The 25,081-nt window shown below is 72.7% G+C and carries 25 protein-coding genes and 1 riboswitch; of the genes, 19 read left to right on the forward strand and 6 right to left on the reverse strand.

Features of this window, described 5'->3' with window-relative positions; all coding sequences use genetic code 11:
• Window positions 1-14: 14 nt before the first annotated feature.
• Window positions 15-145, forward strand: a riboswitch (FMN riboswitch).
• A gap of 113 nt (window positions 146-258) precedes the next feature.
• The 6 genes from ribD (at window position 259) to IO39_RS45075 (ending at window position 5,054) form a co-directional block, all read left to right on the forward strand.
• Window positions 259-1,500 (forward strand): bifunctional diaminohydroxyphosphoribosylaminopyrimidine deaminase/5-amino-6-(5-phosphoribosylamino)uracil reductase RibD, encoded by a 1,242-nt coding sequence (ribD, locus tag IO39_RS45050; protein WP_245642628.1) that lies wholly within the window; start codon window positions 259-261, stop codon window positions 1,498-1,500.
• Entirely contained in the window at window positions 1,500-2,090 is a 591-nt protein-coding gene (locus IO39_RS45055) for a riboflavin synthase (RefSeq protein ID WP_043638625.1), read from the forward strand. The genes ribD and IO39_RS45055 overlap by 1 nt, the downstream gene beginning before the upstream one ends.
• Window positions 2,087-2,746: a nicotinamide mononucleotide transporter family protein gene (locus IO39_RS45060; protein ID WP_043638628.1), complete on the forward strand. Its 660-nt coding sequence runs from the start codon at window positions 2,087-2,089 to the stop codon at window positions 2,744-2,746. The genes IO39_RS45055 and IO39_RS45060 overlap by 4 nt, the downstream gene beginning before the upstream one ends.
• On the forward strand, window positions 2,695-3,960 hold the full coding sequence (locus IO39_RS45065; protein ID WP_052424191.1) for a bifunctional 3,4-dihydroxy-2-butanone-4-phosphate synthase/GTP cyclohydrolase II: 1,266 nt from the start codon (window positions 2,695-2,697) through the stop codon (window positions 3,958-3,960). Before IO39_RS45060 ends, IO39_RS45065 begins: the two co-directional genes overlap by 52 nt.
• A 133-nt stretch (window positions 3,961-4,093) precedes the next feature.
• A complete protein-coding gene (ribH, locus tag IO39_RS45070; RefSeq protein ID WP_043638632.1) occupies window positions 4,094-4,561 on the forward strand; it encodes a 6,7-dimethyl-8-ribityllumazine synthase in 468 nt (155 codons plus the stop codon).
• 19 nt (window positions 4,562-4,580) lie between these two features.
• The gene (locus tag IO39_RS45075; protein WP_245642629.1) at window positions 4,581-5,054 is read left to right on the forward strand and encodes a PH domain-containing protein; all 474 of its coding nucleotides are present in this window, start codon (window positions 4,581-4,583) and stop codon (window positions 5,052-5,054) included.
• 132 nt (window positions 5,055-5,186) lie between these two features.
• On the opposite strand, the gene IO39_RS45080 is transcribed toward IO39_RS45075, so the two are convergent.
• Complete coding sequence (locus IO39_RS45080; protein ID WP_157549857.1) at window positions 5,187-5,435, reverse strand: hypothetical protein; 249 nt, start codon at window positions 5,433-5,435, stop codon at window positions 5,187-5,189.
• A gap of 212 nt (window positions 5,436-5,647) precedes the next feature.
• Here IO39_RS45080 and IO39_RS45085 point away from each other — a divergent pair, with 212 nt between their 5' ends.
• From IO39_RS45085 to IO39_RS45100, 4 genes are all read left to right on the forward strand, one after another.
• The gene (locus tag IO39_RS45085) at window positions 5,648-6,514 is read left to right on the forward strand and encodes an AAA family ATPase (protein WP_043638638.1); all 867 of its coding nucleotides are present in this window, start codon (window positions 5,648-5,650) and stop codon (window positions 6,512-6,514) included.
• 107 nt (window positions 6,515-6,621) lie between these two features.
• Window positions 6,622-7,716 carry a vWA domain-containing protein gene (locus tag IO39_RS45090; protein ID WP_043638641.1) on the forward strand — a complete coding sequence of 365 codons (1,095 nt, stop codon included), beginning with the start codon at window positions 6,622-6,624 and terminating at the stop codon, window positions 7,714-7,716.
• The gene (locus IO39_RS45095) at window positions 7,709-8,848 is read left to right on the forward strand and encodes an XdhC family protein (RefSeq protein ID WP_043638644.1); all 1,140 of its coding nucleotides are present in this window, start codon (window positions 7,709-7,711) and stop codon (window positions 8,846-8,848) included. Before IO39_RS45090 ends, IO39_RS45095 begins: the two co-directional genes overlap by 8 nt.
• The gene (locus IO39_RS45100; protein ID WP_211267406.1) at window positions 8,845-9,414 is read left to right on the forward strand and encodes a nucleotidyltransferase family protein; all 570 of its coding nucleotides are present in this window, start codon (window positions 8,845-8,847) and stop codon (window positions 9,412-9,414) included. Before IO39_RS45095 ends, IO39_RS45100 begins: the two co-directional genes overlap by 4 nt.
• On the opposite strand, the gene IO39_RS45105 is transcribed toward IO39_RS45100, so the two are convergent.
• Window positions 9,400-10,287 carry an endonuclease/exonuclease/phosphatase family protein gene (locus IO39_RS45105; RefSeq protein WP_063765471.1) on the reverse strand — a complete coding sequence of 296 codons (888 nt, stop codon included), beginning with the start codon at window positions 10,285-10,287 and terminating at the stop codon, window positions 9,400-9,402. The two genes, IO39_RS45100 and IO39_RS45105, sit on opposite strands and share 15 nt — an antisense overlap.
• Before the next feature lie 90 nt (window positions 10,288-10,377).
• Between IO39_RS45105 and IO39_RS45110 the strand changes: the two genes are divergently transcribed.
• Together IO39_RS45110 and IO39_RS45115 are read left to right on the forward strand one after the other, a co-directional pair.
• A complete protein-coding gene (locus tag IO39_RS45110) occupies window positions 10,378-11,418 on the forward strand; it encodes an LLM class F420-dependent oxidoreductase (RefSeq protein ID WP_043638651.1) in 1,041 nt (346 codons plus the stop codon).
• Between the two features lie 218 nt (window positions 11,419-11,636).
• Complete coding sequence (locus IO39_RS45115; protein ID WP_043638654.1) at window positions 11,637-12,920, forward strand: dicarboxylate/amino acid:cation symporter; 1,284 nt, start codon at window positions 11,637-11,639, stop codon at window positions 12,918-12,920.
• A gap of 70 nt (window positions 12,921-12,990) precedes the next feature.
• Here the strand turns inward: IO39_RS45115 and IO39_RS45120 are convergent, their stop codons facing one another.
• Together IO39_RS45120 and IO39_RS45125 are read right to left on the reverse strand one after the other, a co-directional pair.
• Window positions 12,991-13,200, reverse strand: a complete 210-nt coding sequence (locus tag IO39_RS45120; protein ID WP_043638657.1) for a helix-turn-helix domain-containing protein — start codon at window positions 13,198-13,200, stop codon at window positions 12,991-12,993.
• A complete protein-coding gene (locus IO39_RS45125) occupies window positions 13,200-13,805 on the reverse strand; it encodes a DUF2975 domain-containing protein (RefSeq protein WP_043638660.1) in 606 nt (201 codons plus the stop codon). The genes IO39_RS45120 and IO39_RS45125 overlap by 1 nt, the downstream gene beginning before the upstream one ends.
• A 147-nt stretch (window positions 13,806-13,952) precedes the next feature.
• Between IO39_RS45125 and IO39_RS51640 the strand changes: the two genes are divergently transcribed.
• From IO39_RS51640 to IO39_RS45160, 7 genes are all read left to right on the forward strand, one after another.
• Window positions 13,953-15,725, forward strand: coding sequence for a serine/threonine-protein kinase (locus IO39_RS51640; RefSeq protein WP_169789238.1), 1,773 nt, complete (start codon window positions 13,953-13,955; stop codon window positions 15,723-15,725).
• A gap of 227 nt (window positions 15,726-15,952) precedes the next feature.
• Window positions 15,953-16,990, forward strand: coding sequence for a M24 family metallopeptidase (locus IO39_RS45135; protein ID WP_043638663.1), 1,038 nt, complete (start codon window positions 15,953-15,955; stop codon window positions 16,988-16,990).
• Window positions 16,991-17,016: 26 nt separating this feature from the next.
• Window positions 17,017-17,577, forward strand: coding sequence for an elongation factor P (efp, locus tag IO39_RS45140; RefSeq protein WP_043638666.1), 561 nt, complete (start codon window positions 17,017-17,019; stop codon window positions 17,575-17,577).
• Window position 17,578: 1 nt separating this feature from the next.
• Window positions 17,579-17,989, forward strand: a complete 411-nt coding sequence (gene nusB / locus IO39_RS45145) for a transcription antitermination factor NusB (RefSeq protein ID WP_043638669.1) — start codon at window positions 17,579-17,581, stop codon at window positions 17,987-17,989.
• 482 nt (window positions 17,990-18,471) lie between these two features.
• Window positions 18,472-19,155: a class I SAM-dependent methyltransferase gene (locus IO39_RS45150; protein WP_169789245.1), complete on the forward strand. Its 684-nt coding sequence runs from the start codon at window positions 18,472-18,474 to the stop codon at window positions 19,153-19,155.
• Between the two features lie 74 nt (window positions 19,156-19,229).
• Window positions 19,230-20,471 carry a DNA polymerase IV gene (locus IO39_RS45155; protein ID WP_043638674.1) on the forward strand — a complete coding sequence of 414 codons (1,242 nt, stop codon included), beginning with the start codon at window positions 19,230-19,232 and terminating at the stop codon, window positions 20,469-20,471.
• A gap of 229 nt (window positions 20,472-20,700) precedes the next feature.
• Window positions 20,701-21,108 (forward strand): SCO2097 family morphological protein, encoded by a 408-nt coding sequence (locus tag IO39_RS45160; protein ID WP_043639691.1) that lies wholly within the window; start codon window positions 20,701-20,703, stop codon window positions 21,106-21,108.
• Window positions 21,109-21,357: 249 nt separating this feature from the next.
• On the opposite strand, the gene IO39_RS45165 is transcribed toward IO39_RS45160, so the two are convergent.
• Both IO39_RS45165 and IO39_RS45170 read right to left on the reverse strand, forming a co-directional pair.
• The gene (locus IO39_RS45165) at window positions 21,358-23,811 is read right to left on the reverse strand and encodes a transglutaminase TgpA family protein (protein ID WP_043638676.1); all 2,454 of its coding nucleotides are present in this window, start codon (window positions 23,809-23,811) and stop codon (window positions 21,358-21,360) included.
• Complete coding sequence (locus IO39_RS45170) at window positions 23,808-25,073, reverse strand: DUF58 domain-containing protein (RefSeq protein WP_043638678.1); 1,266 nt, start codon at window positions 25,071-25,073, stop codon at window positions 23,808-23,810. Before IO39_RS45170 ends, IO39_RS45165 begins: the two co-directional genes overlap by 4 nt.
• Window positions 25,074-25,081 lie beyond the last annotated feature (8 nt).

Genomic DNA, 25,081 nt, shown 5'->3' on the forward strand with positions numbered 1-25,081 from the left:
TAGGGCAAGAGAGCTAGCGTGCTCCGGGGTCGGTGAAAGTCCGAACCGGCGGTGACAGTCCGCGACCCGGCCGATGCCATCGGCCGGTTGACTCGGTGAAATTCCGAGACCGACGGTTAAAGTCCGGATGGGAGGAAGCGCGCGAGGTGTCCGGTGTCCCAGCCGGGCGCCTGCCATGGTGCGGCTGTGCCGTGCACCGTGGCGAAAGTCCCCCGGGGCCCGCCGTGGCTTGGAGCTACTGGCGAGTAGGAGACCCGGGTGGAGACATCCCCGCTGGACGCCGCCCACATGGCGCGCGCCGTCGCGCTGGCCGGGCACGGCCACGGCACCACCAGCCCCAACCCCGTCGTGGGCTGCGTCGTGCTCGACGCGGCCGGGCAGGTGGCCGGCGAGGGCTTCCACGCGTACGCCGGAGGGCCGCACGCCGAGGTCGTCGCGCTGGCCCGGGCGGGTGAGCGGGCCAGGGGCGGCACCGCCTACGTCACGCTCGAACCCTGCGACCACACCGGCCGGACGGGGCCGTGCAGCCTCGCCCTGCTGGAGGCGGGGGTGGCGCGCGTGGTCGTCGCCGTGCCCGACCCCAGCCCGAAGGCGGCCGGCGGCGCGCGGCGGCTGCGGGCCCACGGCGTCGAGGTCGTCTCCGGGGTGCTCGCCGCCGAGGCGGAGCGGGTCAACGAGGAGTGGCTGACCTACGCGCGCCTCGGGCGCTCCCACGTGACCTGGAAGTTCGCCGCGACGCTCGACGGCAGGTCGGCCGCGGAAGACGGCACCAGCAAGTGGATCACCTCGCCGGAGGCCAGGGCCGACGTGCACCGGCTGCGGGCTGCCTCCGACGCGATCGTGGCCGGCATCGGCACGGTGCTGGCCGACGACCCCCACCTCACCGCCCGCCCCGTCCCCGGCGCCCGTCCCAAGGGCGGACCCTCCGACGTTGAGGGGCGGGCCGGACGGGTGCCGGTGCGGGTCGTGGTCGACTCCGGCGGCAGGACGCCCCAGGAGGCCCGGGTCCTCGACGACGCGGCCCCCACCCTCGTGGCCGTCGCCGACGACGCGGACACCGCGCTCAAGGCCGACCTGCTGCGCCTGCCCCGCCACGGCGGCCTGCCCCGCCACGGCGGTCTGCCCCGCCACGGCGGTCTGCCCGGCCACGGCGGTCTGCCCGGCCACGGCGGTCTGCCCGGCCACGGCGGTCTGCCCCGCCACGGCGGCGGCCTCGACCTGCACGCCCTGCTCCGCGAGCTGGCCGCGCGCGAGATCGTCAGCGTGTTCCTGGAGGGCGGGCCCACGCTGGCCGGCGCGTTCGTCCGGCAGGGCCTGGTCGATCGCGTGGTGGCGTACCTGGCCCCGGCGCTGCTCGGCTCCGGGCCCGCCGCGCTCGGCGCGGCCGGGGTGCGCACGATCGGCGAGCTCCATCACCTGACTTTTGACGAGATTTCCCCAATCGGGCCGGATGTCCGGCTGATCGCCCGGCCCGCCACCCCATCAGGCAGGGAGAAGTGATGTTCACCGGAATCATTGAGGAAAAGGGCGACGTGGTGGCCATCGAGCGGTCGGGCGGCGGCGCCCTGCTGGCGGTGCGCGGCCCGATCGTCACCTCCGACGCCAAGCACGGCGACTCCATCGCGGTCAACGGGGTGTGCCTGACGGTGGTGGAGGTCAAGGACGACGTGTTCACCGTCGACGTGATCAAGGAGTCGCTGGACCGCAGCTCGCTGGGCGGCCTGGCCGAGGGGTCGGCGGTGAACCTGGAGCGGGCCGTACGCGCCGACCAGCGCCTTGGCGGGCACATCGTGCAGGGCCACGTCGACGGCACCTCCGTGCTGCTGTCGCGCGACCCCGGGGAGAGCTGGGACGACCTGCGCTTCTCGCTGCCGGGCGCGCTGGCCCCGTACGTCGCGGAGAAGGGCTCGATCGCGATCGACGGAATCAGCCTGACGGTGACGACGGTTGACGACGAAAGCTTCGGCGTGAGCCTCATCCCGACCACGCTGAAGCTCACCACGATGGGCGATCGCCGGGTGGGCGACGTGGTCAACATCGAGGTCGACGTGATCGCGAAGTATGTGGAGAGGTTGGTGGCCAGAAAGTGAACTGGGCTGACGCCGGATTCGAGATATTCGGCACGCATGTGCTCTGGACCGACCTGGTGGGCAACATCGCCGCTCTCGCCACGGTCCTGCTGGCCATGCGCAAGTCGATGTGGACGTGGCCGGTGCAGTTCACCGGCGCGGTGCTGCTGTTCATCGCCTCGATCAACGCGCACATCACCGGCAACGCGCTCAAGCAGGCGATGTTCGCGGGCCTGGCGATCTACGGCTGGTGGGCCTGGCGGCGCGGCACCCAGGACGGCAGGCAGCTGGCCGTCCGCCCGGCCCAGCCGTGGGAGCGGCTGATGCTGATCGGTCTCATGATGCTGGGCACCGTGGTGATCGGGGTGCTGTTCTACGTGACCGGCCTGTCGTGGGGCGCGCAGGTGCCGGGCGTCAAGGGCGTGGCCCTGGTGGCCGCCGACGCCTACATCTTCGTCGGCAGCGCGCTGGCCACCTGGGCGCAGGGCAGGGCGCTGGTGGACTTCTGGATCGTGTGGGTGGCCGTCGACCTGGTCGGCGTGCCGTTGGCGTTCAGCTCGGGGCTGGTGGTCTCCGGCGCCGTGTACGGCGTGTTCTTCGTGCTGGTCGTCATCGGGTTCATGAAATGGCTGCGCGAGTACCGCGCGATGGCTCCGAAGGTGGCGGTGGCACAGTGAACGACATCAAGCTGGACCCGATCGAGCGGGCCATCGAGGACATCCGCAGCGGCCGGCCCGTGGTGGTCGTGGACGACGAGAACAGGGAGAACGAAGGCGACCTCATCTTCGCCGCGGCCAAGGCCACGCCGGAGCTGTGCACGTTCACGATCAGGCACACCAGCGGCATGATCTGCGTGGCCATGGAGGGCAAGGAGCTCGACCGGCTCGGCCTGCCGCTCATGGTCTTCAACAACAAGGAGCGCATGCGCACGGCGTACACGATCACCGTGGACGCCCGCGACGGCGTCACCACGGGCATCTCCGCGGCCGACCGGGCCAAGACGATCCGCACGCTCGCCGACTCCGCCACCGAGCCCAACGAGCTGGTGCGCCCCGGGCACATCTTCCCGCTGCGCTACCACGAGGGCGGCGTGCTGGCCCGGCGCGGCCACACCGAGGCGGCCGTCGACCTGGCCAGGATCGCGGGGCTGTCGGCGGCCGGCGCGCTGGCCGAGGTGGTCAACGACGACGGCACCATGGCCAGGCTGCCCCAGCTGCGCCGCTTCGCCGACGAGCACGACCTGGCGCTGGTGTCGATCGAGCAGCTCGTCGACTACCGGCGGCGGGCCGAGAGCATGGTGACCCGGGTCGCCGAGACGCGGCTGCCCAACGTCTACGGCATGTGGCGGGCCTTCGGCTACGCCAGCGCGCTCGACGGCGGCGAGCACGTCGCGCTCGTCTACGGCGACCTCGACGACGGCGAGAACATCCTGGTCAGAGCCCACTCCGAGTGCCTGACCGGCGACGTGTTCGGCTCGCTGCGCTGCGACTGCGGGGTGCAGCTCGACAACGCCATGTCGGCGGTCGCGCAGGAGGGCCGCGGTGTGATCGTCTACCTGCGCGGGCACGAAGGCAGGGGGATCGGCCTGCTGGCCAAGCTCAAGGCGTACAGCCTCCAGGACAACGGCAGCGACACCGTCGACGCCAACCTGGAGCTGGGCCTGCCGGTGGACGCGCGGGAGTTCTCCAACGCCGGCCAGATCCTGGCCGACCTGGGAGTCAGGTCGATCCGGCTGCTCACCAACAACCCGGCCAAGCTCAAGGGCATGGACGGCTACGGCATCAAGGTCCTCGGCCGCGAGCCCATGCCCGTGGCCGTCAACCCGTACAACGAGCGCTACCTCGCGGCCAAGCGCGAGCGCCTGGGCCATGACATCTCGGAGGCTTCGTGAACAAGCGACGACCGGCCGGGCACGGACGACCGGCCGGGCATAGGCCATCGGCCGGACATAGGCGATCGATCGGGCACAGGCCGGCGATCGGACACGACGGGCCGCCGGAGGCGCGGCCGGAGAGGGGGGCCGCATGAGCGGGGAAGGACGGCCGGGCGCCGTGGCGCCGGACGCCTCGGGGCTGACGGTGGGCGTGGTGGCGGCGAGCTGGCACGCCAAGATCACCGACCAGCTCGTGTCACGCGCGGTGCAGGCCTGCGACGACAGCGGCGCCACCGCGACCGTCGTCCGCGTGCCGGGCTCGCTGGAGATCCCCGTGGTCGCCCAGGCCCTGGCCCGCCGCTGCGACGCCGTGGTGGCCCTGGGCGCGGTCATCCGCGGCGAGACCGCCCATTTCGACTATGTCTGCGACTCGGTGACCGCGGGCCTGACCCGGATCTCGCTGGACGAGAGCACCCCCGTCGGCAACGGCGTGCTGACCTGCGAGACGATGGACCAGGCCGTTGATCGTTCCGGGCTGCCGGGCAGCAAGGAGGACAAGGGTTACGAATCGACCATCGCCGCGCTCGAGACCGCACTCCTCCTGAGGGACCTCCACTGACCTGCGGTAGGTTTCCCTCGTGCCAGAGCCCGTGACCCCTCCGCCGTCTTCGCCGTCCGCACCGCCCCTGCCCGTCACCTGGCGTCCGCGCCGGGGCAGATACGTCGCCTACGGGTCCGCCGTGGTGATCGTGCTGGGGGCGGTGCTGATGGCGGTCTTCATCGCCCAGCCCTTCAAGCTGCCCGACCGGGTGGCGATCGTGGCGTTCGGCGGCGCCGTGGCCTGGGTGCTGCACCTGCTCGGCCGGGTGCGCGTGGAGGCCGACGAGCAGGGCATCACGATCGTCAACGCCGTGCGCACCCACCGGGCCACCTGGCCCGAGGTCCTCGACGTGACGCTGCTGGTGGGCGATCCGTGGCCGAAGATCGACCTGTCCGACGGGCGTACGGTCGGGGCCATGGGCATCCAGGGCTCGGAGAAGGAGCGCGCCCGCCGGGCCACGGCCGAGCTGGAGGCGCTGATCCGCGAGCGCGGGGAGGCGCGCGAAGGCTAGGCGGGGCCGGCGAGTCGCGCTCACGCGAGCACCAGGCCCGCTCGATCACGCGCGGGCACCGGGCCCGCTCGATCACGCGGGCGCCGGGCCCGCTCGACGTGGCGGGCCCGATCCGCGGACGGGCGGGCGAGGTCAGACCTGCTCGATGAAGAGCTCGTCCACGGTGTCGACCGTGAGGATGCGCAGCAGCCATTTCTGCAGGGTCTCAAGGTCGTCGCAGGTGGAGAGGGCCTCGCGTTTCTCGCGGCTGATCCACAGGAAACGCGACTGCAGGGCGACGTCGATCGCCCGGCGGGCGGCGGTGAGCTTGCACTGGTGTCTGGCCTCGGGGGACGAGCGGTGGTCGTCCCAGGAATGCGCCATGCCTGGGGGAAGGGCCATCAGTCCTCGACGGAGATCTCGGCCGCGGTGGCGGCGGTGACGGCACGTCGGCCCCGGGTGAGGGCCGGACCGTGTGAAAGGCTCGGGGGCACCGTGACGTCCTTTCGCTCGGTGAGCAAGAGCTTACATGGTGTGACGGCCGCGCCGCGTGAATATCGCCGAAGCGGGTGTCGACGTAGCCTGAAGGGGTGCTGCGGCGGACAATCAGGGCAATGGACATCGAGTCGCCGGACCAGCTCATCGAGCTGCTCGACCGGCACGCCTACCTGGCCGACGAAGGGCTCGCCACGGCAGCCTTCCTGGCGCTGCGGATGGGGCGGCCCCTCTTTCTCGAAGGCGAGGCGGGGGTCGGGAAGACGGAGCTGGCCAAGACGCTGGCCACGCTGCTGAAGGCCCCCCTCATCAGGCTCCAGTGCTACGAGGGGCTGGACGCGGCCCAGGCCCTGTACGACTGGGACTTCGCCCGCCAGCTCCTCCATCTCAAGGCCGCCGAGGCCGCCGGGGTCACCGACGTGGGCCGGCTGGAGGGGGAGATCTACGACCGGCGCTTCCTGATCGCCAGGCCGCTGCTGAAGGCGATCGAGACGCAGCCCAGCGTGCTGCTGGTGGACGAGATCGACCGGGCCGACGACGAGTTCGAGGCGTTCCTGCTGGAGGTGCTGTCGGACTTCACGATCTCCATCCCCGAGCTGGGCACGATCCGGGCCAGGACGCCGCCGGTGGTCGTGGTGACCTCCAACAGGACGCGGGAGGTGCACGACGCGCTCAAGCGGCGCTGCCTGTACCACTGGCTGGAGCACCCCGGCTTCGACCGGGAGGTGGCGATCCTGCTGCGGCGCCTGCCCGGCTGCACCGAGGCGCTGGCCACGCAGGTGGCCCGGGCGGCCGGGCGGCTGCGCCGGGCGGACCTGGTCAAGCCGCCGGGCGTGGCGGAGACGCTGGACTGGACCGAGGCGCTGCTGACGCTGGGCGCCAAGGAGCTCGACCCGGACCGGGCCGCCGCCACGCTGGGCGCGGCCCTGAAGTACCGGGAGGACGTCGCGGCGGTCCTCGGCAACGGCCTGCTGGCGCACGGATGACCGGCGGAGGTGGCCTGGTGGATGACCGGCGGGGCGGCCGCCCGGATGAGCGGCAGGGCCGCTGTGCGGATGAGGGGCAGGGCCGCTGTGCGGATGAGGGGCAGGGCGTGCCGGGTGGATCGGCGGGCGAGCTGGCGGCGACCATGACGGGGTTCGCCAGGACGCTGCGCGCGGCGGGCGTCGCCGCCGACCACGAGCGCACGGGCAACCTGCTGGAGGCCCTGGCCCACCTCGACGTGACCGACCCGGGCGAGGTGTACTGGGCCGGCCGGCTGACGCTCTGCGCCACGCCCGACGACCTGCCCCGCTACGACCGGTGCTTCGCCGCCTACTTCGGCGGCCTGAGGGCGGCGCGCACGCGTACGGCGGTCACGAGCGTCACCCGCCACCTGGCCGGGCACGACGGCGACGGCGGGGAGAGCGGCGACGACGACGGGACGGCGGCGCCCGCCACCGCCAGCCGGATCGAGGTGCTGCGGCACCGCGACGTCGCCGGCCTCACCGAGGCCGAGCGGGCCGAGGTGCACCGCATGCTGGCCCTGCTGAAGGGCGTGCGGGCCAGGCGGCGCTCCCGCAGGTTCGAGCGCGCCCACCGGGGGCGGCTGGACCGGCGGCGCACGGTCCGCGACGCGCTCAGGAAGGGCGAGGTGGCCGTGCTGCGCCACCGCAGGCACACCACCAGGCCGCGCACGGTGGTGATGTTCGTGGACGTCAGCGGCTCGATGGCCCCGTACGCCGAGACCCTGCTGCGCTTCGCCCACGCCCTGGTCAGGAGCGAGCCCAGGGCCACCAGGGTGTACTCCGTCGGCACCCGGCTCACCCCGGTCACCGCCGAGCTGCGCCACCGCGACCCGGGCACCGCGCTGGACGAGGTGTCCAGGACCATCCCCGACTGGAGCGGGGGCACCCGCCTGGGTGAGGAACTGCGGGAGTTCCTCGCGCGTTACAGCGCCAGAGGCGCGATCGTGCTGATCGCCTCCGACGGGTGGGAGCGAGGTGATCCAGAGCTGCTGGGCACGCAGATGGCCAGGCTGGCACGCCAGGCGCACCGGGTGATCTGGGTCAATCCGCACAAGGGATACGAGGACTACCGGCCGCTGACGGGCGGCATGCGGGCCGCCCTGCCCTACCTCGACGACCTGGTGGCCGGGCACAGCCTGGCCGCCTTCGAACGACTCAGCGAAAGGCTGGCCCATGCGTGACGTGCTGCCGGAGATCATGAAGTGGTGGCGGTCGGGGCTCAGGTTCGGGCTGGCCACGGTGGTCGGCACGTGGAGCAGCGCGCCCAGGCCGCCGGGCGCGGCCATGGCCGTGCGCGGTGACGAGGTGGTCGGCAGCGTCTCCGGCGGATGCGTCGAGGGCGCGGTGTTCGAGCTGGCCGCCGAGATCGACCGGCCCGTCCTGCAGCGCTACGGCGTGAGCGACGACGACGCCTTCTCCGTCGGCCTGACCTGCGGCGGCATCATCGACATCCTGGTGGAGCCGATCTCCATCGAGACCTTCCCCGAGCTGGGCGAGATCGCCGCCTCGGTGGAGGCGCACGAGCCGGTCGCCGTGGCCACGATCCTCTCCGGCCCCGGCACGATCGGCGCCCGCCGGGTCATCTGGCCGGACCGCGCCTCGGGCACGCTGGGCCTGGAGCGCCTCGACGACGCCGTGGACGACGACGCCCGCGGCATGCTCGCCCAGGGCCTGACCGGCATCCGGCACTACGGCGGGCAGGGGGAGCGGCGGCTGGACGACCTGGCGGTGTTCGTGCACTCGTTCGCGCCGCCGCCGCGGATGCTGGTGTTCGGGGCGATCGACTTCGCCGCCGCGGTGGCCCGGGTGGGCAAGTTCCTCGGCTACCACGTCACGGTGTGCGACGCGCGGCCGATCTTCGCCACCGCCAAGCGGTTCCCCGAGGCCGACGAGGTCGTGGTCAAGTGGCCCCACGACTACCTGTCCACCGTGCAGGTGGACGAGCGCACGGTGATCTGCGTGCTGACCCACGACCCGAAGTTCGACGTGCCGCTGCTGGAGGTGGCGCTGCGCACCGACGCCGGCTACGTGGGCGCCATGGGCTCGCGGCGCACCCACGACGACCGCCTGGCCCGGCTGCGCGAGGCGGGCCTGACGGAGGAGGAGCTGGCCCGGCTGAGGTCGCCCATCGGCCTCGACCTGGGCGCGCGCACCCCCGAGGAGACGGCCGTGTCGATCGCCGCGGAGCTGATCCAGCTGCGCTGGGGCGGCTCGGGGCGCCCGCTGACGACGACCGAGGGCCGCATCCACCACGAGACCCCGCACGAGACCCCGCACCAGACCCCGCACCAGACCCCGCACGAGGCGCCATGAGAGGCGGCCCGAAGGTGGCGGGCCTGCTGCTGGCGGCGGGCGCGGGATCGCGGCTGGGCCGGCCCAAGGCGCTGGTCGAGTACGCCGGTGAGCGGCTGGTGGACCGCGGCGTGCGGCTGCTGGCCGAGGGCGGCTGCCACCCGGTCGTGGTGGTGCTCGGCGCGGCCACCGTGCAGGTGCGCGGGGCGGTGACCGTGCGCAACCCCGACTGGGCCGCCGGCATGGGCTCCTCCCTGCGGGCCGGGCTGGCCGCGCTGCCCGAGGAGGCCGAGTCGGTGGTGGTGGCGCTGGCCGACCAGCCGCTGATCGGGCCGGGCGCGGTGCGGGCGCTGATCGCCGCGCGCGCCGGGCTGGCGGTGGCGACCTACGGCGGGCGGCGCAGGAACCCGGTGCTGATCTCCCGGGCGCACTTCGCCGGGGTGGCCGAGCTGGCCGTGGGCGACGTGGGGGCGCGACCCTACCTGAAGGCGCATCCCGAGCTGGTCGTGGAGGTGCCGTGCGACGAGCACGGCGACCCCGCCGACATCGACACCCCCGAGGAGCTGGCCCGGCTACAGGCGCAGTGAGGCGATCGCGGCCCGGTGGTCGCTGCCGGTCGCCGGGGCGACGCCCGCCTTGGTCGCCGTCATGCCCTTGTAGAGGATGTGGTCGGGCCGGGTGATCGGGAACTCGGCCGGCCAGGTGAAGCCGAACCCGTCGCCGGCGGCCGTCTGGGCGTCGATCAGCGGCGGGGTCAGGCCGCGCATGCCGCGGTCGGTGGTGGCGGTGTTGAGGTCGCCGAGCAGCAGGATGCGCTTGCTGGGGTCGGCGTCGATGAGCTTGCGCGCCTGCGCCAGCGACGCGTCGCGCGAGGTGGTCTCGCCGGGCCTGGCCGAGGCCAGGTGCATCACGTAGACGGTCACCTTGCCCTTGGGGGTGGTGATCACCGCGCGCAGGGCGCGGGGCCAGCCCATGCCGACGTCGAGCGGCTGGGTCTGGCTGATCGGGTAGCGGCTCCACAGGCCGACCGTGCTGACCGGGTAGTGGTATTTGAACATCTTGTTGAGCTGCTTGGCCGCGGGCCCGCCCTTGGTGAGCTCCTGGGCGGCCAGCACGTCGAGGTCTTTGGCGATCGCGCGCACGGCCTCGCCCGAGGCGCTGTTGCGCACCCCCACGTTGACGGTGCCGACGGCCAGGTCGCTGGGGCCGCCCGGCGGGGTGCGGAACAGCGTGGAGCCGAACATGACGCCCCACACCAGCCCCGGCGCCAGCGCGGCCGCGACGGCCGGGGTGGAACGTGCCACCGCGGCGGCGGCGAGCAGGACGGGCACGATCAGGCCCATCCAGGGCAACAGGCTCTCGAACACGGGCGTGAACCCGCCGAGCGCCGGGATCAACCCATGCCCCGCCAGGGCCAGGGCCACCACGGCGGACAAGACGATGACGAGCCGGCTCAGCACCCGAACCAGGCTAGCGGCTCACGGCCCTCGTACCGGCGCGATACGATGGTCGCGAACTAACAGAACATCATTCGGTCGGTGGGAGCCCGCATGCGCATCGGTATGGCACTCAACTATTCGGGTGGCTTCAAGGAGACGGTGGCCGAGCTGGCCGACTACGAGAAAGCCGGCCTCGACATCGTGTTCGTGGCGGAGGCGTACTCGTTCGACGCCGTCAGCCAGATGGGCTACATCGCGGCGAAGACCGAGCGGCTGCAGATCGCCTCGGGCATCCTGCCCATCTACTCGCGCACGCCGACGCTGACCGCCATGACGGCCGCGGGCCTCGATTACGTCTCCGACGGGCGCTTCACGCTCGGGATCGGCGCCTCGGGGCCGCAGGTGATCGAGGGCTTCCACGGGGTGCCGTACACCGCGCCGCTGGGGCGTACGCGGGAGGTCATCGAGATCTGCCGCCAGGTGTGGCGGCGCGAGCGCGTGCAGTACGACGGCCGCCACTACACCGTGCCGCTCCCGCCCGGCGAGGGCACCGGCCTGGGCAAGCCCCTGAAGATCATCAACCGCCCGGTACGCCCCCGCATCCCCATCGTGGTGGCCGCCATCGGCCCCAAGAACGTCGAGCTGACCGCCGAGCTGGCCGAGGGCTGGGAGCCGATCTTCTACGTGCCCGAGAAGGCCGCCGACGTCTGGGGCCCCGCGCTGGCCGCCGGGAAGGCCAGGCGCGACCCCGAGCTGGGCGAGCTCGACGTGATCGCCCAGGCCACGCTGGCGATCGGCGACGACGTGGCCGGGCTGCTGGAGTTCGGCCGGCCGATGGCGGCCCTCTACATCGGCGGCATGGGAGCCAAGGGCAGAAACTTCTACAACGACCTGGCCAGGCGCTACGGCTACGAGAAGGAGGCCGAGAGGATCCAGGACCTCTATCTGGAGGGCAAGAAGGACGAGGCCGCCGCGCTGGTGCCGGGCGAGCTGCTGGAGCGCATGTCGCTGGTCGGCAGCGAGGGCTTCGTGCGCGACCGCGTGCAGGCGATGAAGGAGTCGGGCGTGACCACCCTGAACGTCACGCCGCTCGGCAGGACGCACGAGGAGCGGATGCGGCTCATCGAAAAGATCAAGGAGATCGCCCAGTAGTGAGCTGAATCACTCTTCCGGGTGGAATGCGGCGCTCGTCCCGGGTGTTGTCGCATCTCGTGAGGTTTTCCGTGGTGGTCGTGTGGCTCGTCGAGCGGCTGCACATCGATCTGTGCCGGGTGCACGGATCGTCGTGTCGCTGACGACCGAGCCTTCGCCATCCCTACCCCTCACGTGGTGTGCCCTCGGCATGCCCGCGCTTCGAAAGTTCTGTTCTCGTGAAGAGATTCTCCTTCTCCCTGCAGTTGCTGCTGGGCCTCGCCGTCGGCGTGGCGCTCGGGTTCGCCGCCAAGGTCTGGGATGTGACCTGGCTGGCCGAGACGCTCACGCAGGTCGGCAAGATCTTCGTCCAGCTCCTCAAGCTCGCCGTGCCGCCGCTGGTCTTCACCGCCGTGCTGGTGAGCGTGGCCAACCTGCGCAACGTCAACGGCGCGGCCCGGCTGGCCACCAAGACGCTGATGTGGTTCCTCATCACCGCGTTCGTCTCCGTGGCCCTCGCGATCGGGCTGGGCCTGCTCATCAACCCCGGCCAGGGCGTCACCCTCGACACCGCCGCGGCCAAGCCGTCGGAGACCAGGGGCAGCTGGCTGGACTTCGTCACCGGCATCGTGCCGACCAACGTCGTGACCGCCTTCACCGAGGTCAACGTGCTGCAGATCGTCTTCCTGGGCGTCGTGCTCGGGGCGGCGGCGATGGCCGTGGGCGAGCGGGCCGAGCCCTTCCTCGGCCTCGCCCGCTCGGTGCTTGAGCTGGTGCAGAAGGCGCTGTGGTGGGTCATCCGGCTGGCGCCCATCGGCACCGCCGGGCTGATCGGCAAGGCCGTGGCCACGTACGGCTGGGACCTGCTGGCGCCGCTGGCCAAGTTCAGCGCCGGGGTCTACGTGGGCTCGCTGCTGGTGCTGCTGGCCGTGTACCCGACGCTGCTGGCCGTGTGGGGCAAGGTCAGCCCCGTGCGGTTCTTCCGCAACGCCTGGCCCGCGATCGAGCTGGCCTTCGTCTCGCGCTCCTCGGTCGGCACGCTGCCGCTGACGCAGCGGGTCACGATCGAGCGCAACGGCGTGGACCGCGACTACGCCTCCTTCGCGGTGCCGTTCGGCGCCACCACCAAGATGGACGGCTGCGCCTCGGTGTATCCGGCGCTGGCCGCGATCTTCGTGGCCCAGGTGTTCGGCGTGCCGCTCGGGCTGGGCGACTACCTGCTGATCGTGTTCGTCTCGGTGGTCGGCTCGGCCGCCACGGCGGGCCTGACCGGCGCCACCGTGATGCTGACGCTGACCCTCAGCACGCTGGGGCTGCCGCTGGAGGGCGTCGGCCTGCTGCTGGCCATCGACCCGATCCTGGACATGATCCGTACCGCCACCAACGTGACCGGGCAGATGGTCGTGCCGGTGCTGGTGGCGCGGTCGGAGGGGCGCCTGGACACGGCGGTCTTCAACGCGCCGCCGCAGCCGCTGGACGCCGGATCGCCCGCGCCGCGGGTGCCGGAGCCGGCGGCGGCGTGAGCTGAAGCGGGAAGGGCGGCCTTCGGGCCGCCCTTTCTTCGTGTACGGGGGTCGTGCGGGTGGCGCGCTCTCAGTCGTAGGTCAGCAGGTCGCCGGGCTGGCAGCCGAGTGCCGCGCACAGGCGCTCCAGGGTGGAGAAGCGGATGGCCTTGGCGTGGCCGTTCTTCAGGATCGACAGGTTGACGACGGTGATCTCCACGCGCCGCGACAGCTCGGTGAGCGTCATGCCGCGCTCCTTGAGCAGCTCGTCGAGCCGCACCCTGATGACGGGTCCGGTCATCAGATCGTGGCCTCGACCTCTTCGAGCAGGGCCAGGCCGCGGCGTACGATCTCCGACACGCCCAGCGCGGCGACCCCCGCCACGATCGCCCCGGGCAGCGCGGCCGGCGGCGGGAAGAACAGACGGTCATCGGTCAGCAGCATGGAGGAGAGTATGGCCTCCGCCGCCCAGCCCAGCACGGCCGACCCGATCGAACCGCAGATCAGGATCCAGCCGAGCCGGCGCAGGTGCCCGGCCGTGACCGCGGAGAACAGCGCCCGGTCGCCGGAGCGCGCCCGGCGCAGCGCGCGCACCAGCGTGAACAGCGCCAGCAGGCCCGTCACCGTCGCCGGCAGCCACATCAGCAGGTAGAGCAGGCTCTCCAGCGGCGCGGCGCCCTCGGGGCGCACCATCACCTCGGCCGTGACGGCGCCCGCGGAGGCGCCCGGGGCCACCGCGCCGGGGACCGGCACGGCGGGCACGCGCAGCGGGACGCCCGTCCCGGCCGGCGCGCCGAAGAACGCGATCAGGACGTTCGTGGCGAGCCCGGCCAGGACGCCCAGGCAGCCGAGGGCCAGGCCGATGCTCAGGAGGGTCTCCAGCCGGGTGATCCATCGCGTTGGCATAACGATAATCGTAAATAACGAAATTCGTTATGTCGAGGGGCGGGTTGCGCGTGCGTGGGGCGGAGGGGGGTTGTGGGGCCCTATGGTGGGTCGGAAATCCTGATTTTTCGAGTATTTGGCGGAGATATGTCCGACGCGACGCCGTCTTTGGTCGCTGACCGGTACCGGCTTGACGAGCGCATCGGCAGCGGGCCGATGGGTGAGGTGTGGCGGGGGTACGACACGCGGGCCGACTGGGTCGTGGCCGTGAAGGTGCTCGGCGCCAGGGCGGCGGGGGCCGCCACGCGGGAGGTGTTCAGGCAGCACGCCCAGGCGGCGGCCAGGGTGATCCACCCGAACGTGGCCATGGTGCTGGACGTCGGCGACCACCAGGGGGCCCCGTTCCTGGTGATGGAGTTCCTCACCGGGCTCAGCCTGGGCGAGGAGCTGGCCGCGCGCGGGCCCCTGCCGATCGTCGAGGCGTGCGACCTGGTCGGGCAGGCGGCGGCCGGCCTCGACGCCGCGCACCGGGCCGGGGTGGTGCACGGGCGGGTCGACCCCGACAGCTTCCGCCTGGCCGCCAGCGGGGTGCTCAAGGTGGTCGGGTTCGGGGTGGACGAGCGGGCGCCGGCGCGGGAGGGCGGCCCGTACGTGGCGCCCGAGCGGACCGGCGGGCAGGCGGCGTCGGCCCCCGGGGACGTGTACGCGCTCGGTTGCGTCGCGTACGAGCTGCTGTGCGGACGCCCGCCCGGCGGCGCCGAGGCCGCGCCGGGACTGGGCGGGGCCACACCGGACCAGGGCGGGGCCGCGCAGGGACAGGGCGGGGCCGCGCAGGGACAGGGCGGGGCCGCGCAGGGACAGGGCGGGGCCGCGCAGGGACAGGGCGGGGCCGCTGGCGGGCCCGTGCCGCCGAGCGCGATCAGGGCCGAGGTGTCCCCCGAGCTGGACCGGCTGGTGCTGGCCATGATCGCGGAGGACCCCGCGCAGCGGCCCGCCAGCGGCGAGTCGATCAGGCGCGCGCTGGCGGCCATCGCCAGGCCGAAGCCCGCCCCCGGCGCCATCCCGGTGACCGGCGCCTCCCTGCGCGACCCCGGCGCCCAGCCGGGTCCCGGCGGGCAGCCCGGCTCCGGCTCGCAGGGCTTCGCGGCGCAGCCGGGTTCCGGCCCGCAGCCGGGCTTCGGCGCGCAGCCGGGTCCGGGTCCGCAGCCGGGTTCCGGTGCTCAGCCGGGCTTCGGCGTGCGGCCGGGCTCGGGGGCCACCGAGGTCTTCCCCGTGGGCGCGGGGACGGCGCCGGGCGCGGGTCCGGGCGCCGCGCCCAGGGCCGGTGACACCGCGGTCTTCCAGGCCGCCGACCTGGAGCCCGGACGGGACCAGCCGCCGAGCCGCAAGCTGATCCTCCAGCTCGGCATCGCCGTCGCCGTCATCGCGGCCGTGACGGTCGCCATGGTGATGTGGGCGGGGGCGCGGGAGGAGGAGCCGGTCGCGGCGCCGACCCCGGTCGCCACGCCCTCCGTCATCCCGAGCGAGACCTACAGCTTCCCCAGCCTGCCGCCCTCCCCGACCGACGACTCCACCCCCGGCCTCGTGAGCACCCTCGGCCCCGACGCGGATCCGACCTCCCTGGTGGGCACGGAGCCGCCCCCCAGGGCCACGCTGGGCGAGGCGATCCCGCCCGGCGGGTACGCCAAGTGGCTGCGGGAGTTCGACGAGTCGCTGAAGGCCCAGCAGTCCATGGGCGGCATCGATCCCCGGGTCGCCGACAAGGCCCGCGAGAAGCTCGGGAAGGCGGCGGACAAGTACTCCAAGGGACAGATCGACCCCACCCTCAACCACATCGCGGGCGTCTACCGGGACCTGTTGAGAGCCCAGCAGAAGGGCGAGATGGAACCCCAGGGACCGGCCTCGCAGTTCATGAGGGAATGGCAGGTTCCGAACGGATAGCCCGTCCGCGACGGTGAGTGGCGGGCCTCGGAGGCGGTTCGGCTCCCGACGGGGAGCGGCAGTTCCGGTCAGGCGACCCAGCCGCGACGGGGGAGTGCCGGGTTTCGGGCGGTTCCGTTCGATGCGGGAGGTGCCGGGGCGGGGGTTCGGTCGGGGAGCGCGGTGGTCTTGGGCGGGGACCAGATGGGCGGTAGTGGCGCAATAGGTGTGAGCCGTACATTGGGCCGATGATGTTCGACTATCCGGCGCGCCGGGCGCGGCTGGCCGAGCTGCTGCCCGCCCGTGAGGTGCACGCCCTGCTGGTCACCTCTCCCGTCAACGTCCGCTACCTCACGGGCCTGGCCAGCTCGAACGCCGCCGTGCTGGTCAGGGCCGACGGGACGGCGCTGCTGGCCACGGACAACCGCTACATCGAGGTGGCCCGCACCCTGGACGTGCCCTCGGTCGAGGCGTCCGACGTGGCGGGCCGGCTGGCCGAGCCGGGCGTCGGGATCGAGGCGGCGAGCATGAGCGTGGCCGCCTACCAGCGGCTCGGGGCCGGGCTCGTGCCGCTGGACCCGGTGGTCGAGCTGCTGCGCGCCGTGAAGGACGAGGACGAGCTGGACCGGGTCCGCACCGCCTGCGCCATCACCGACCAGGCCTTCGCCGACGTCTCCGCCACGATCGCGCCGGGGATGACCGAGCGCGAGCTGGCCGGCCTGCTCGACCGGCGCATGGGCGAGCTGGGCGCCGACAAGCCCGCGTTCGACACGATCGTGGCCGCCGGCGAGAACGGCGCGGTCCCGCACCACGCGCCCACCGAGCGGGAACTGCGCGTGGGAGACCTGATCACGATGGACTTCGGCGCCCGCTACCAGGGCTACCACGCCGACATGACCCGGACGGTCAGCCTCGGCCCGCCCGCCGCCTGGCAGCGCGAGCTGTACGACCTGGTCGCCGCCGCCCAGCGGGCGGGCAGGCACGCCGTGACCCCCGGGGCCGGGGCAGGGGACGTGGACGCCGCCGCCCGGTCCGTCATCGCCGAGGCGGGCCACGCCGGGCACTTCAGACACGGCCTCGGTCACGGAGTGGGACTGGAGATCCACGAGGAGCCGTTCCTGGGCCCCTCTCGGACCGGTAGACTAGAGGATCGAGTTCCGATCACCGTCGAGCCCGGGGTCTACCTCCCGGGCCGGGGCGGCGTTCGCATCGAGGACACCCTGGTGACACGTGAGGGCGGGCCGGAACTTTTCACCAAGACGACCAAGGAGCTGCTCGTCCTTTAGAGCGGCCACACGCGGGAGAAGAACGAGTGGCGACGACCAACGACCTCAAGAACGGCATGGTGCTGAAGCTCGACGGCGGTGAGCTGTGGGCCGTTGTGGAGTTCCAGCACGTCAAGCCGGGCAAGGGCGGCGCGTTCGTGCGCACCAAGCTCAAGAACGTGCTCTCGGGCAAGGTCGTCGACAAGACCTTCAACGCCGGCGTCAAGGTCGAGGTGGCCAACGTCGACAAGCGCGAGATGCAGTTCTCCTACAAGGACGGCGACGACTTCGTGTTCATGGACACCGAGACCTACGACATGGTCAACGTGCCCAGCGCCACGGTCGGCACCGCCGCCAACTACATGCTGGAGAACACCACGGCCACCGTGGCCTTCAACGAGGGCTCCGCGCTCTACGTCGACCTGCCGGCCGCCGTCGAGCTGACCATCGCCAACACCGAGCCGGGCCTGCAGGGCGACCGCTCCACCGGCGGCACCAAGCCCGCCACGCTGGAGACCGGGGCCGAGATCAAGGTCCCGCTGTTCATCACCACCGGCGAGAAGGTCAAGGTCGACACCCGCAGCGGCGAATACCTCGGCCGGGCCTGAGGTGTCGGCACGAGGCAAAGCTCGCCGGCGGGCGCTCGACATCCTCTTCGAGGCGGAGCTGCGCAGCGAGGATCCGCTGAAGATCCTCGCTGAGCGCGTGGAGCGGCAGGAGCCGCCGGTCAACGAATACACCTCGGCGATCGTCGAGGGCGTGGCCAGGCACCACTCGCGCATCGACGAGCTGATCACCACCTACGCCGAGGGCTGGACGCTCGACCGGATGCCGGCGGTGGACCGCAATCTGCTGCGCGGCGGCACGTACGAGCTGTTGTGGATGCCCGGGGTGCCCGAGGGCGTGGTCATCAGCGAGTGGGTGCACCTGGCGGGGGAGCTGTCCACCGACGAGTCCCCGCAGTTCGTCAACGGCCTGCTGGCCCGCTTCAAGCAACTCAAGCCAAGCCTCACCCTTTAGACACCCTTTCCGGCGGGCCGGGAGCGCGTGTTCGGGGTACGTTCCAACCACGCCGGTCCGCACGGCACGCGAGGCGAGGGATGCCCGTCCCGCCGCGCGGTCAGGCGTCCGCCCGGGGCGTGTGGGCCCGGCCGTTGTGATCCGGGGCGGCGACCGTACGGACAAAGGGCGCGTCACCAGCCGCGACGCGCCCTTTTCCATGCCCTGCGCCCGCCGGTCCCCTGCCGTCACCGTGCCGCGGGTTTGCGCCTTGGGCGATCGGGCGGGCGGGTCCGGCCGGTGGGGAGCGGGAGCCGCCGGGTAGCGCGTAGGCTGGGCCCGTTCACGAAAGGGCCGTTCGCGACGTGCACGTTCGCGCGGCGAGGTCGCGCGCGGACCCCCGTCGCGGCGGAGAGGGAGGCGAGCCGACGTTGCGTGCTGAAGGCGTCACCACGAGGACCCCGGCGGTGCGGACCGCCGTCGTCTGGGACGCGTTGCGCTCCATGCTGGCCGAGCGCACGGCGGCCACCGGCAGGGAGTCGCTCGACATCGTCGACGCCGGCGGCGGCACCGGCGGGTTCGCCGTGCCGCTGGCCGCGCTCGGCCACTCCGTCACCGTCGTCGACCCCAGCCCCGACTCGCTGGCCGCGCTGGAGCGGCGCGCCAAGGAGCAGGGCGTGGGGGTGCGCGGCCTGCAGGGCGACGCGGCCGACCTGGGCGAGCTGCTCAGCCGCGACGCCGCCGACCTGGTCCTGTGCCACAGCGTGCTCGAATACGTCGAAGACCCGATCAGCGCGCTGACCGCGGTCGCGGGCCTGCTGCGCAGGGGCGGCGCGGTCAGCGTCCTGGCCGCCAACCCCGTCGCCGGCGCGATCCACCGGGCGCTGGCCGGGCAGTTCGACGAGGCCCGGGCGGTGCTGGACGACCCGCGCGGCACCTGGGGCGACCGCGACCCCACGCCCAGGCGCTTCGCCGCGGGCACGCTCGTCGAGCTGCTGACCGCCACCGGGTTCGCGGTGGGTGCGATCCACGGCGTGCGGGTCTTCGCCGACCTGGTGCCCAGCAGGCTCGTGGACGGCGAGCCCGGCGCGGTGGAGGCGCTGGCGGCGCTGGAGCAGGCCGCGGCGACCCATCCCGTGCTGCGCGACATCGCGACGCAGCTCCACGTGCTCGGGCACCGCAACTGAGCCGCCCGGGAAGGAATCGAATCGCATGGCCGTCCACCTCGGTGTAGAACGCCTGTTCGGATAGACTCGAAGGCGTGTCCCGTAAGCAGATCACCGGCATCGGCCCCGCTCCGCGGACCGGGGTCGATGACAGCGGCTGCCCGATCCTCCACGTCGACATGGACGCGTTCTTCGCCAGCGTCGAGCTGCTCGAACGGCCCGAGCTGCGGGGGCGCCCGGTGATCGTGGGCTCGCCCGCCGGGCGCGGCGTCGTGCTCAGCGCCACCTACGAGGCCCGGGCCTACGGCGTGCACTCGGCGATGCCCATGAGCAGGGCGCGCAGGCTCTGCCCGCAGGCCGTCATCATCCCGCCTTCCCACGGCAAATACTCCGAGGTCTCCAAGGGCGTGATGGAGATCTTCCACTCGATCACCCCGCTGGTGGAGCCCATCGCCTCCGACGAGGCGTTCCTCGACGTCGGCGGGGCCAGGCGCCGGCTCGGGCCGCCCGCCACGGTGGCCGCCATGGTCAGGGAGCAGGTCCTCGAGCGCTACGGCATCACGTGCTCCGTGGGCGTGGCCAGCAGCAAATTCGTCGCAAAACTGGCCTCCAAGCAGTGCAAGCCGGACGGGCTGCTGGTGGTGCCCGCCGACCAGGTCGTCGACTTCCTCCACCCGCTGCCCGTGTCGGCCCTGTGGGGCGTCGGTGAGCGCACCGAGCAGGCGCTGGTGCGCCTGGGCATCCGCACGGTCGGAGACCTGGCCAGAGTGCCGCCCAGCACGCTCCAGCGCGAGCTGGGGCAGGCCGTGGGCGGCCACCTGGCGGCGCTGGCCTGGGGGCGCGACGAGCGGCCCGTGAGCGCTCACGTGCCCGACAAGAGCATCGGCAACGAGGAGACCTTCGCGACCGACGTCGACGACCCCGACACCATCAGGCGGGAGCTGCTGCGCCTGTCGGAGCGGGTGGCGGCCCGGATGCGTAAGGCCGGTCACGTGGGAAGAACTGTAAGTGTGAAGCTACGCCGAGCCGATTTCACCACGATCAACCGCTCGCGCACGCTGCGTGAGCCGACCGACGTGGCCCAGGTGATCTACGCCACCGCCTGCGAGCTGTTCGAGGCGGCCGGCCTCCAGCGGGTGCGGTTGCGCCTGGTGGGGGTCAGGATGGAGAACCTGCGGCCGGCCGGCGAGGCCACCCGTCAGCTCAGCCTCGGCGAGAAGGAGACCGGGTGGCGCGAGGCGGAGCAGGCCATGGACAAGGCGATCCGAAGATTCGGGCCCGATGCGGTGCTCCCGGCGTCGCTAGTACGTGGCAAGCTTGATGAAATAGAGACATGACGTCGATGTCCGGACATGCTGGGGGCATCCGTGTCGGGATTTTGGGGTAAGGGGGGCGAGATGGGCCACAATAGAGCCATGACGTCACCTCCGGTTTGGTCTGCGTTGGACGTTTGCTTTCGCCTACGTCTACAGCCTCGTATTCTGGGGATAACCGACCGCGAGGTTCGGACACCCCGTGTCGTCCGTTGCCGTCTTCCCCGTCCTGGGGCTGTCCTTGGGAGGCGCCGTGCCGCTCTCTGAGCACGAGCAGCGCTTGCTCGACCAGATCGAGCAGGCCCTCTACGCCGAGGACCCGAAGTGGGCCAACACCGTAAGGATCAGCGACCCACGCAGCCATTACAAGCGTCGCCTGGTCAAGGCCTCCATCGGCTTTGCCCTCGGCGTCGTCATCATGATGGTCGGCGTGGTGTTGAGTGGCAGTGCGCTGATCCCGCTCGGCGTCGGCGGTTTCGTGGTCATGCTCGCCGCGTGTCTGTGGGGCCTGTCAAGCTGGAAGAAGATGAATGGGTTCGGTGACTCCGCCCCAGCCTCGGGCACGGCCGTTCCTCCGGGCAAGCAGGCCCGCCGGAGCAACCGGGGCAGTTTCATGGAGCGCATGGAAGAGCGCTGGCGCCGTCGTCACGACGAGCGCTGAGCCGAAGACCGAACGGCGTGCGGCCGCCCTCTGAGGGCCGGCCGCACGTACGGTTCGCACCACAGCGAGCCCGGTGCCCGGTCGGCGCGTGAGCGCGCCGGCCGTCCGGACCGACGTCAGAGCCGAGTCGCACGCGCGGTCGATTCAGGGGTGTGCCGCACGCACGGATCGGATCAGATCAGATCAGATCGACGCGAGTCGCCCGCGCCGGCGCACCCAGGGTGTGCCGGCGCGGGCGACTCGGTCTTTTCAGCCGCCCTTCTGGGCCGCCGTCCGCCGCAGCCTGACGGTCTCCAGCAGGTCGAACCCGTCCAGCAGGCGCTCGCCCAGCAGCCGCAGCCGGCGCAGCGTCGAGGGAGGCAGCAGCACCGCCCGCACCCGCCGCCCGCGTGAGACCGTGGCGGCCAGGGCCTGCCGCACCTGGCGCAGTTGCCTGCGCATCGGCTCGATCCGCCCGGGGTCCCTGGCGAACAGCACCCGCTCGACCGACGAGGCGATGGCCGTGACGGCCGCCGCGGAGCCGGCGTCGAACTCGTACTGCTGGCTCAGCCGCCGGGCCAGCGCCCGCGGGGTCTCGCTGGGCAGGCGGGCCATGCCGTAGTCGTACAGCAGGTCGTCGAGCTCCGCCCACGCGGCCGCCGCGGTGCTCGCGGCCGTCGCCCGGTCCTTGCCCGACACCATCCTGGCCGTCAGCTCGTCGGAGGGCTGCGACACCTTCCAGCCCAGCGTGCGCACGCGCCGGTTCCTGGTGATCAGCCGGACGGCGGCCGGGACCAGCAGGACGAGGAGCAGCGCCCCCAGCCCGATGCCGATCTGGCCGATCAGCGGCATCGAGTCGTCCGGCGGCAGCGCGCCGGTCGCGACCGTGCCCTCACGGTCCAGCTCGCGCGGGTTGCGCCGGGTCGACGGGTCCTGCGGCTCGTCGGCGGCCGAGCTGCTCGCGCCCGGCGTCGGCGTCGAGGACGTCGCCGTCGGGGTCGGCCGCGGCTGCGCGTACTCGGGCACCCGCGCGGTGCCCTGCCCGGCCGCGCCCGAGGGGGTCGGCTCGAACGGCAGCCAGCCCACGCCCTCGAAGTACAGCTCCGGCCAGGAGTGGGAGTCGTTCGTGCCCACCTGCCAGCCGTCGGCGGTGCGCGTGCCGCCCGTGTAGCCGATCGCCACCCGCGACGGGATGCCCACCAGCCTGGCCAGCACCGCCATCGAGGCGGCGAACTGCTCGCAGTAGCCGGCCCGGTCGCGCAGCAGGAAGTCCCGCAGCGCGGAGTTGCCGTGCCCCTGGGTGCGCAGGTTGTAGGTGAAGCCGCCGTCCTTGGTGAAGAACTGCTGCAGCTTCATCGCCGCCTCGAAGCTGGTCCGCGCGCCGCTGGTGACGGTGTCGGCCAGCTCCCTGATGTCGGGGGGCAGGCTCTCCGGCAGGGCCAGGAAGCGCTCGTCCACCTCGGGGCGGATGCCGTCGAGGGAGTCGAGCAGGTCGTGGGTCGGCTGCGGCTCGCTGGAGGACACCTCGTACTCGATGCCCGCGGCCTCCTCCCGGGTGGAGAAGACCATCAGCGTGTCCACGTCCGCCCGCCAGTCGCCGTCCACCCGGATCTCCCTGGGCGGGTACGGCAGCGGCAGGAACTGCAGCTTGGCGATCTCGTCGCTGATCTGCACGTTCGTCAGGACGTTGGTGACCTTCGGCTGCGGGCCGAGGCCGGGCGGGCCGGGCAGCGGCCCGTTCTCCGTCCTGTTCTGCGGCGCGCCCTTGGGCTGCGTCATGCCGAACTGCTGGCCGTCGAAGGTGTCCAGCGCGTAGATGCGCAGGTAGCGGGGGCTGTCGTCGTTGTTGGTGTAGGTGAGGACGACCCGCCGCTCCGGCAGTTCGAGCTGGCCCTTCAGGTTGGCGATCGGGTTCGGGATGCTGATCGAGTTGCCCGGCCCGGAGCCGCGCCCGCCCACCCCGAAGGTGAAGAACGACACCGGCTCCATCGCCGGCAGCGCCGCCGGCACCAGCACGGCCAGCGCGATCGCGGCGAACCCGATGCGCTTGCCCGACAACCGCAGCCCGCTCGTGTCGGCGGAGCCGCCCGGAGCGCTCCGCTGCCCGCCCGCCCGGACCGTGGCCGCCATGCGGGTGCGGCGCACCAGCACCGCCCTGCCCCAGTGGCCCACCCGCTCGCGCCCGTCGGCGATGAGCAGGCCGACGAACCCGAGCGCGGCCAGGATGAACGCCCACCAGCTGATCGGGTCGGCCAGGATCGTGGCCGGCACCGTGGCCAGCGCCAGCAGCGGCAGCCCGGCCAGCGCCGCCCGCCGCGCCCGCGCGGCGAGCAGGTCCACCGCGATCGCGATGAGCGCCACGCCGCCGGAGGTCAGCAGCACGATGCCGTCCGTCTCCGGCACCGGCGCGGCGAAGCGCTGGATGTCGGCCCAGCCGACGCCCAGCAGCCTGGCCAGCTCCAGCACCGAGTCCTTGGTCGGCACCACCAGCGCCCACGCCTCGTCGGCGGCGAAGGACAGGGTCAGATAGATCCACGTCGCGACCAGGCCGACCAGCGGCGCCGCCCACGCCGGCAGGGACAGCCGGCTGCTCAGCAGCCCGGCCGCCACCACGGCCAGCACGGCGCCGAGCGCGCTCCAGAACCAGGTCCCGGTCTGGAAGAGCGGATGGAGCAGGACGGCCGCGCTGAACGTGGCCACGCCCGAGGCGATCGTCAGTCTCATGCCGCTCCTCCCGCGGGGCCGCTGACCGTGTACCTGCCGCGGTTGGCCGCGCCCTGCCAGACGGAGGCGATCGAGGTGCCCGCGGGCAGCCGTACGATGCGCCAGCCGTACCCGGCCAGCACGGTCTGCACGGCCTGATAGTTCTCCTCGGCGGCCCGGTCGCCGCCCTCCCACGAGCCCACGTCCAGCAGGACGGCCACGCCCGTGATGCCGCTGTGCCGCAGCCTGGCCAGCTCCCTGGCCTCCTCGGCGTCCAGCGCGCCGAGCACCGCCACGATCAGGCCGTCGCCGCCGCCCTGGCGCAGGGCCGAGATGCCCATCTCCAGGGAGCGGGCCGGGCTGTGGCGCACCACGGCCAGCGTGTCGAGCAGGGAGTAGCTCAGTCCGGTGTCGGTCAGGTGCTCGGCCCCCTGGTCGGTCACCAGCCGCAGGCCCAGCCCCTCGTGGGCGAGGTGCACGCCGATCGAGGCCGCGGCCGAGACCGCGACCTCGAACGACGAGCGTGGCCCCTCGCCGCGGTGGGCGTGCCGGCGGGTGTCCAGCAGCAGCGCGCCGCGGCTCTGCCACTGCTGCTCCTCACGGCGCACCATCAGCTCGCCGTAGCGGGCCGTCGAGCGCCAGTGCACCCGCCGCAGGTCGTCGCCCTGGCGGTACTCGCGCGGCGCCACGTCGTCGTCGCCGGCCGCCGCCACGCTCCGCGTGCGGCTGTCGCCGCCGCCCGTCCACTCGCCCGACAGCCGTACGTGCGGCAGCGCCACCACCTGCGGCGTCACCACGAGCGTGTCGCTGATCGTGAACGAGCGGGTCAGCTCGACCAGCCCGAACGGGTCGGCGATGCGGATCGACAGCGGCCCGATCGTGTAGCGGCCGCGCAGGTCCGAGCGCACCCGGTAGTCGATCTCCCGCACGCCGCGCGGCTCGACCCGGTCCAGCACGAACCGGGGGCGCACCCCCAGCGCGTACGGGACCGTGTCCTCGATGAGCAGCAGGCCGGTGGGCAGCCTGGTGACGTTCTCCAGCCGCAGGGTCACGGTGGCCTCGCCCCCCACCTCGGCCCTGGGCGGGTCGAGCCGCCGGGCGCAGCTCAGCCGGTAGCGTGTGCGCGCCACCACCATCGCGGCCAGCAACGGCAGCGCCGTCACCAGGACGCCGATCCTGAACAGGTCGTTCTCCCCGAGGAGCACGGCCATGACCAGCGCCGCGATCCCGGAGGCGAGGAACGACCTGCCCCTGGACGTCAGCGCCCGCAGTCCGGCCCTCACCGTGTCCC

The sequence above is a fragment of the Nonomuraea candida genome, assembly GCF_000725485.1.
Taxonomy (GTDB): domain Bacteria; phylum Actinomycetota; class Actinomycetes; order Streptosporangiales; family Streptosporangiaceae; genus Nonomuraea; species Nonomuraea candida.

Bases quoted from the DNA above. Each gene is read 5' to 3' on its own strand.
- IO39_RS45055 (WP_043638625.1), top strand. From the start codon at position 1,500: ATGTTCACCGGAATCATTGAGGAAAAGGGCGACGTGGTGGCCATCGAG.
- IO39_RS45065 (WP_052424191.1), top strand. From the start codon at position 2,695: ATGGCTGCGCGAGTACCGCGCGATGGCTCCGAAGGTGGCGGTGGCACA.
- ribH (WP_043638632.1), top strand. From the start codon at position 4,094: ATGAGCGGGGAAGGACGGCCGGGCGCCGTGGCGCCGGACGCCTCGGGG.
- IO39_RS45080 (WP_157549857.1), bottom strand. From the start codon at position 5,435: ATGGCCCTTCCCCCAGGCATGGCGCATTCCTGGGACGACCACCGCTCG.
- IO39_RS45085 (WP_043638638.1), top strand. From the start codon at position 5,648: ATGGACATCGAGTCGCCGGACCAGCTCATCGAGCTGCTCGACCGGCAC.
- IO39_RS45095 (WP_043638644.1), top strand. From the start codon at position 7,709: ATGCGTGACGTGCTGCCGGAGATCATGAAGTGGTGGCGGTCGGGGCTC.
- IO39_RS45100 (WP_211267406.1), top strand. From the start codon at position 8,845: ATGAGAGGCGGCCCGAAGGTGGCGGGCCTGCTGCTGGCGGCGGGCGCG.
- IO39_RS45110 (WP_043638651.1), top strand. From the start codon at position 10,378: ATGCGCATCGGTATGGCACTCAACTATTCGGGTGGCTTCAAGGAGACG.
- IO39_RS45120 (WP_043638657.1), bottom strand. From the start codon at position 13,200: ATGACCGGACCCGTCATCAGGGTGCGGCTCGACGAGCTGCTCAAGGAG.
- IO39_RS45125 (WP_043638660.1), bottom strand. From the start codon at position 13,805: ATGCCAACGCGATGGATCACCCGGCTGGAGACCCTCCTGAGCATCGGC.
- IO39_RS45135 (WP_043638663.1), top strand. From the start codon at position 15,953: ATGATGTTCGACTATCCGGCGCGCCGGGCGCGGCTGGCCGAGCTGCTG.
- IO39_RS45150 (WP_169789245.1), top strand. From the start codon at position 18,472: ATGCTGGCCGAGCGCACGGCGGCCACCGGCAGGGAGTCGCTCGACATC.
- IO39_RS45165 (WP_043638676.1), bottom strand. From the start codon at position 23,811: ATGAGACTGACGATCGCCTCGGGCGTGGCCACGTTCAGCGCGGCCGTC.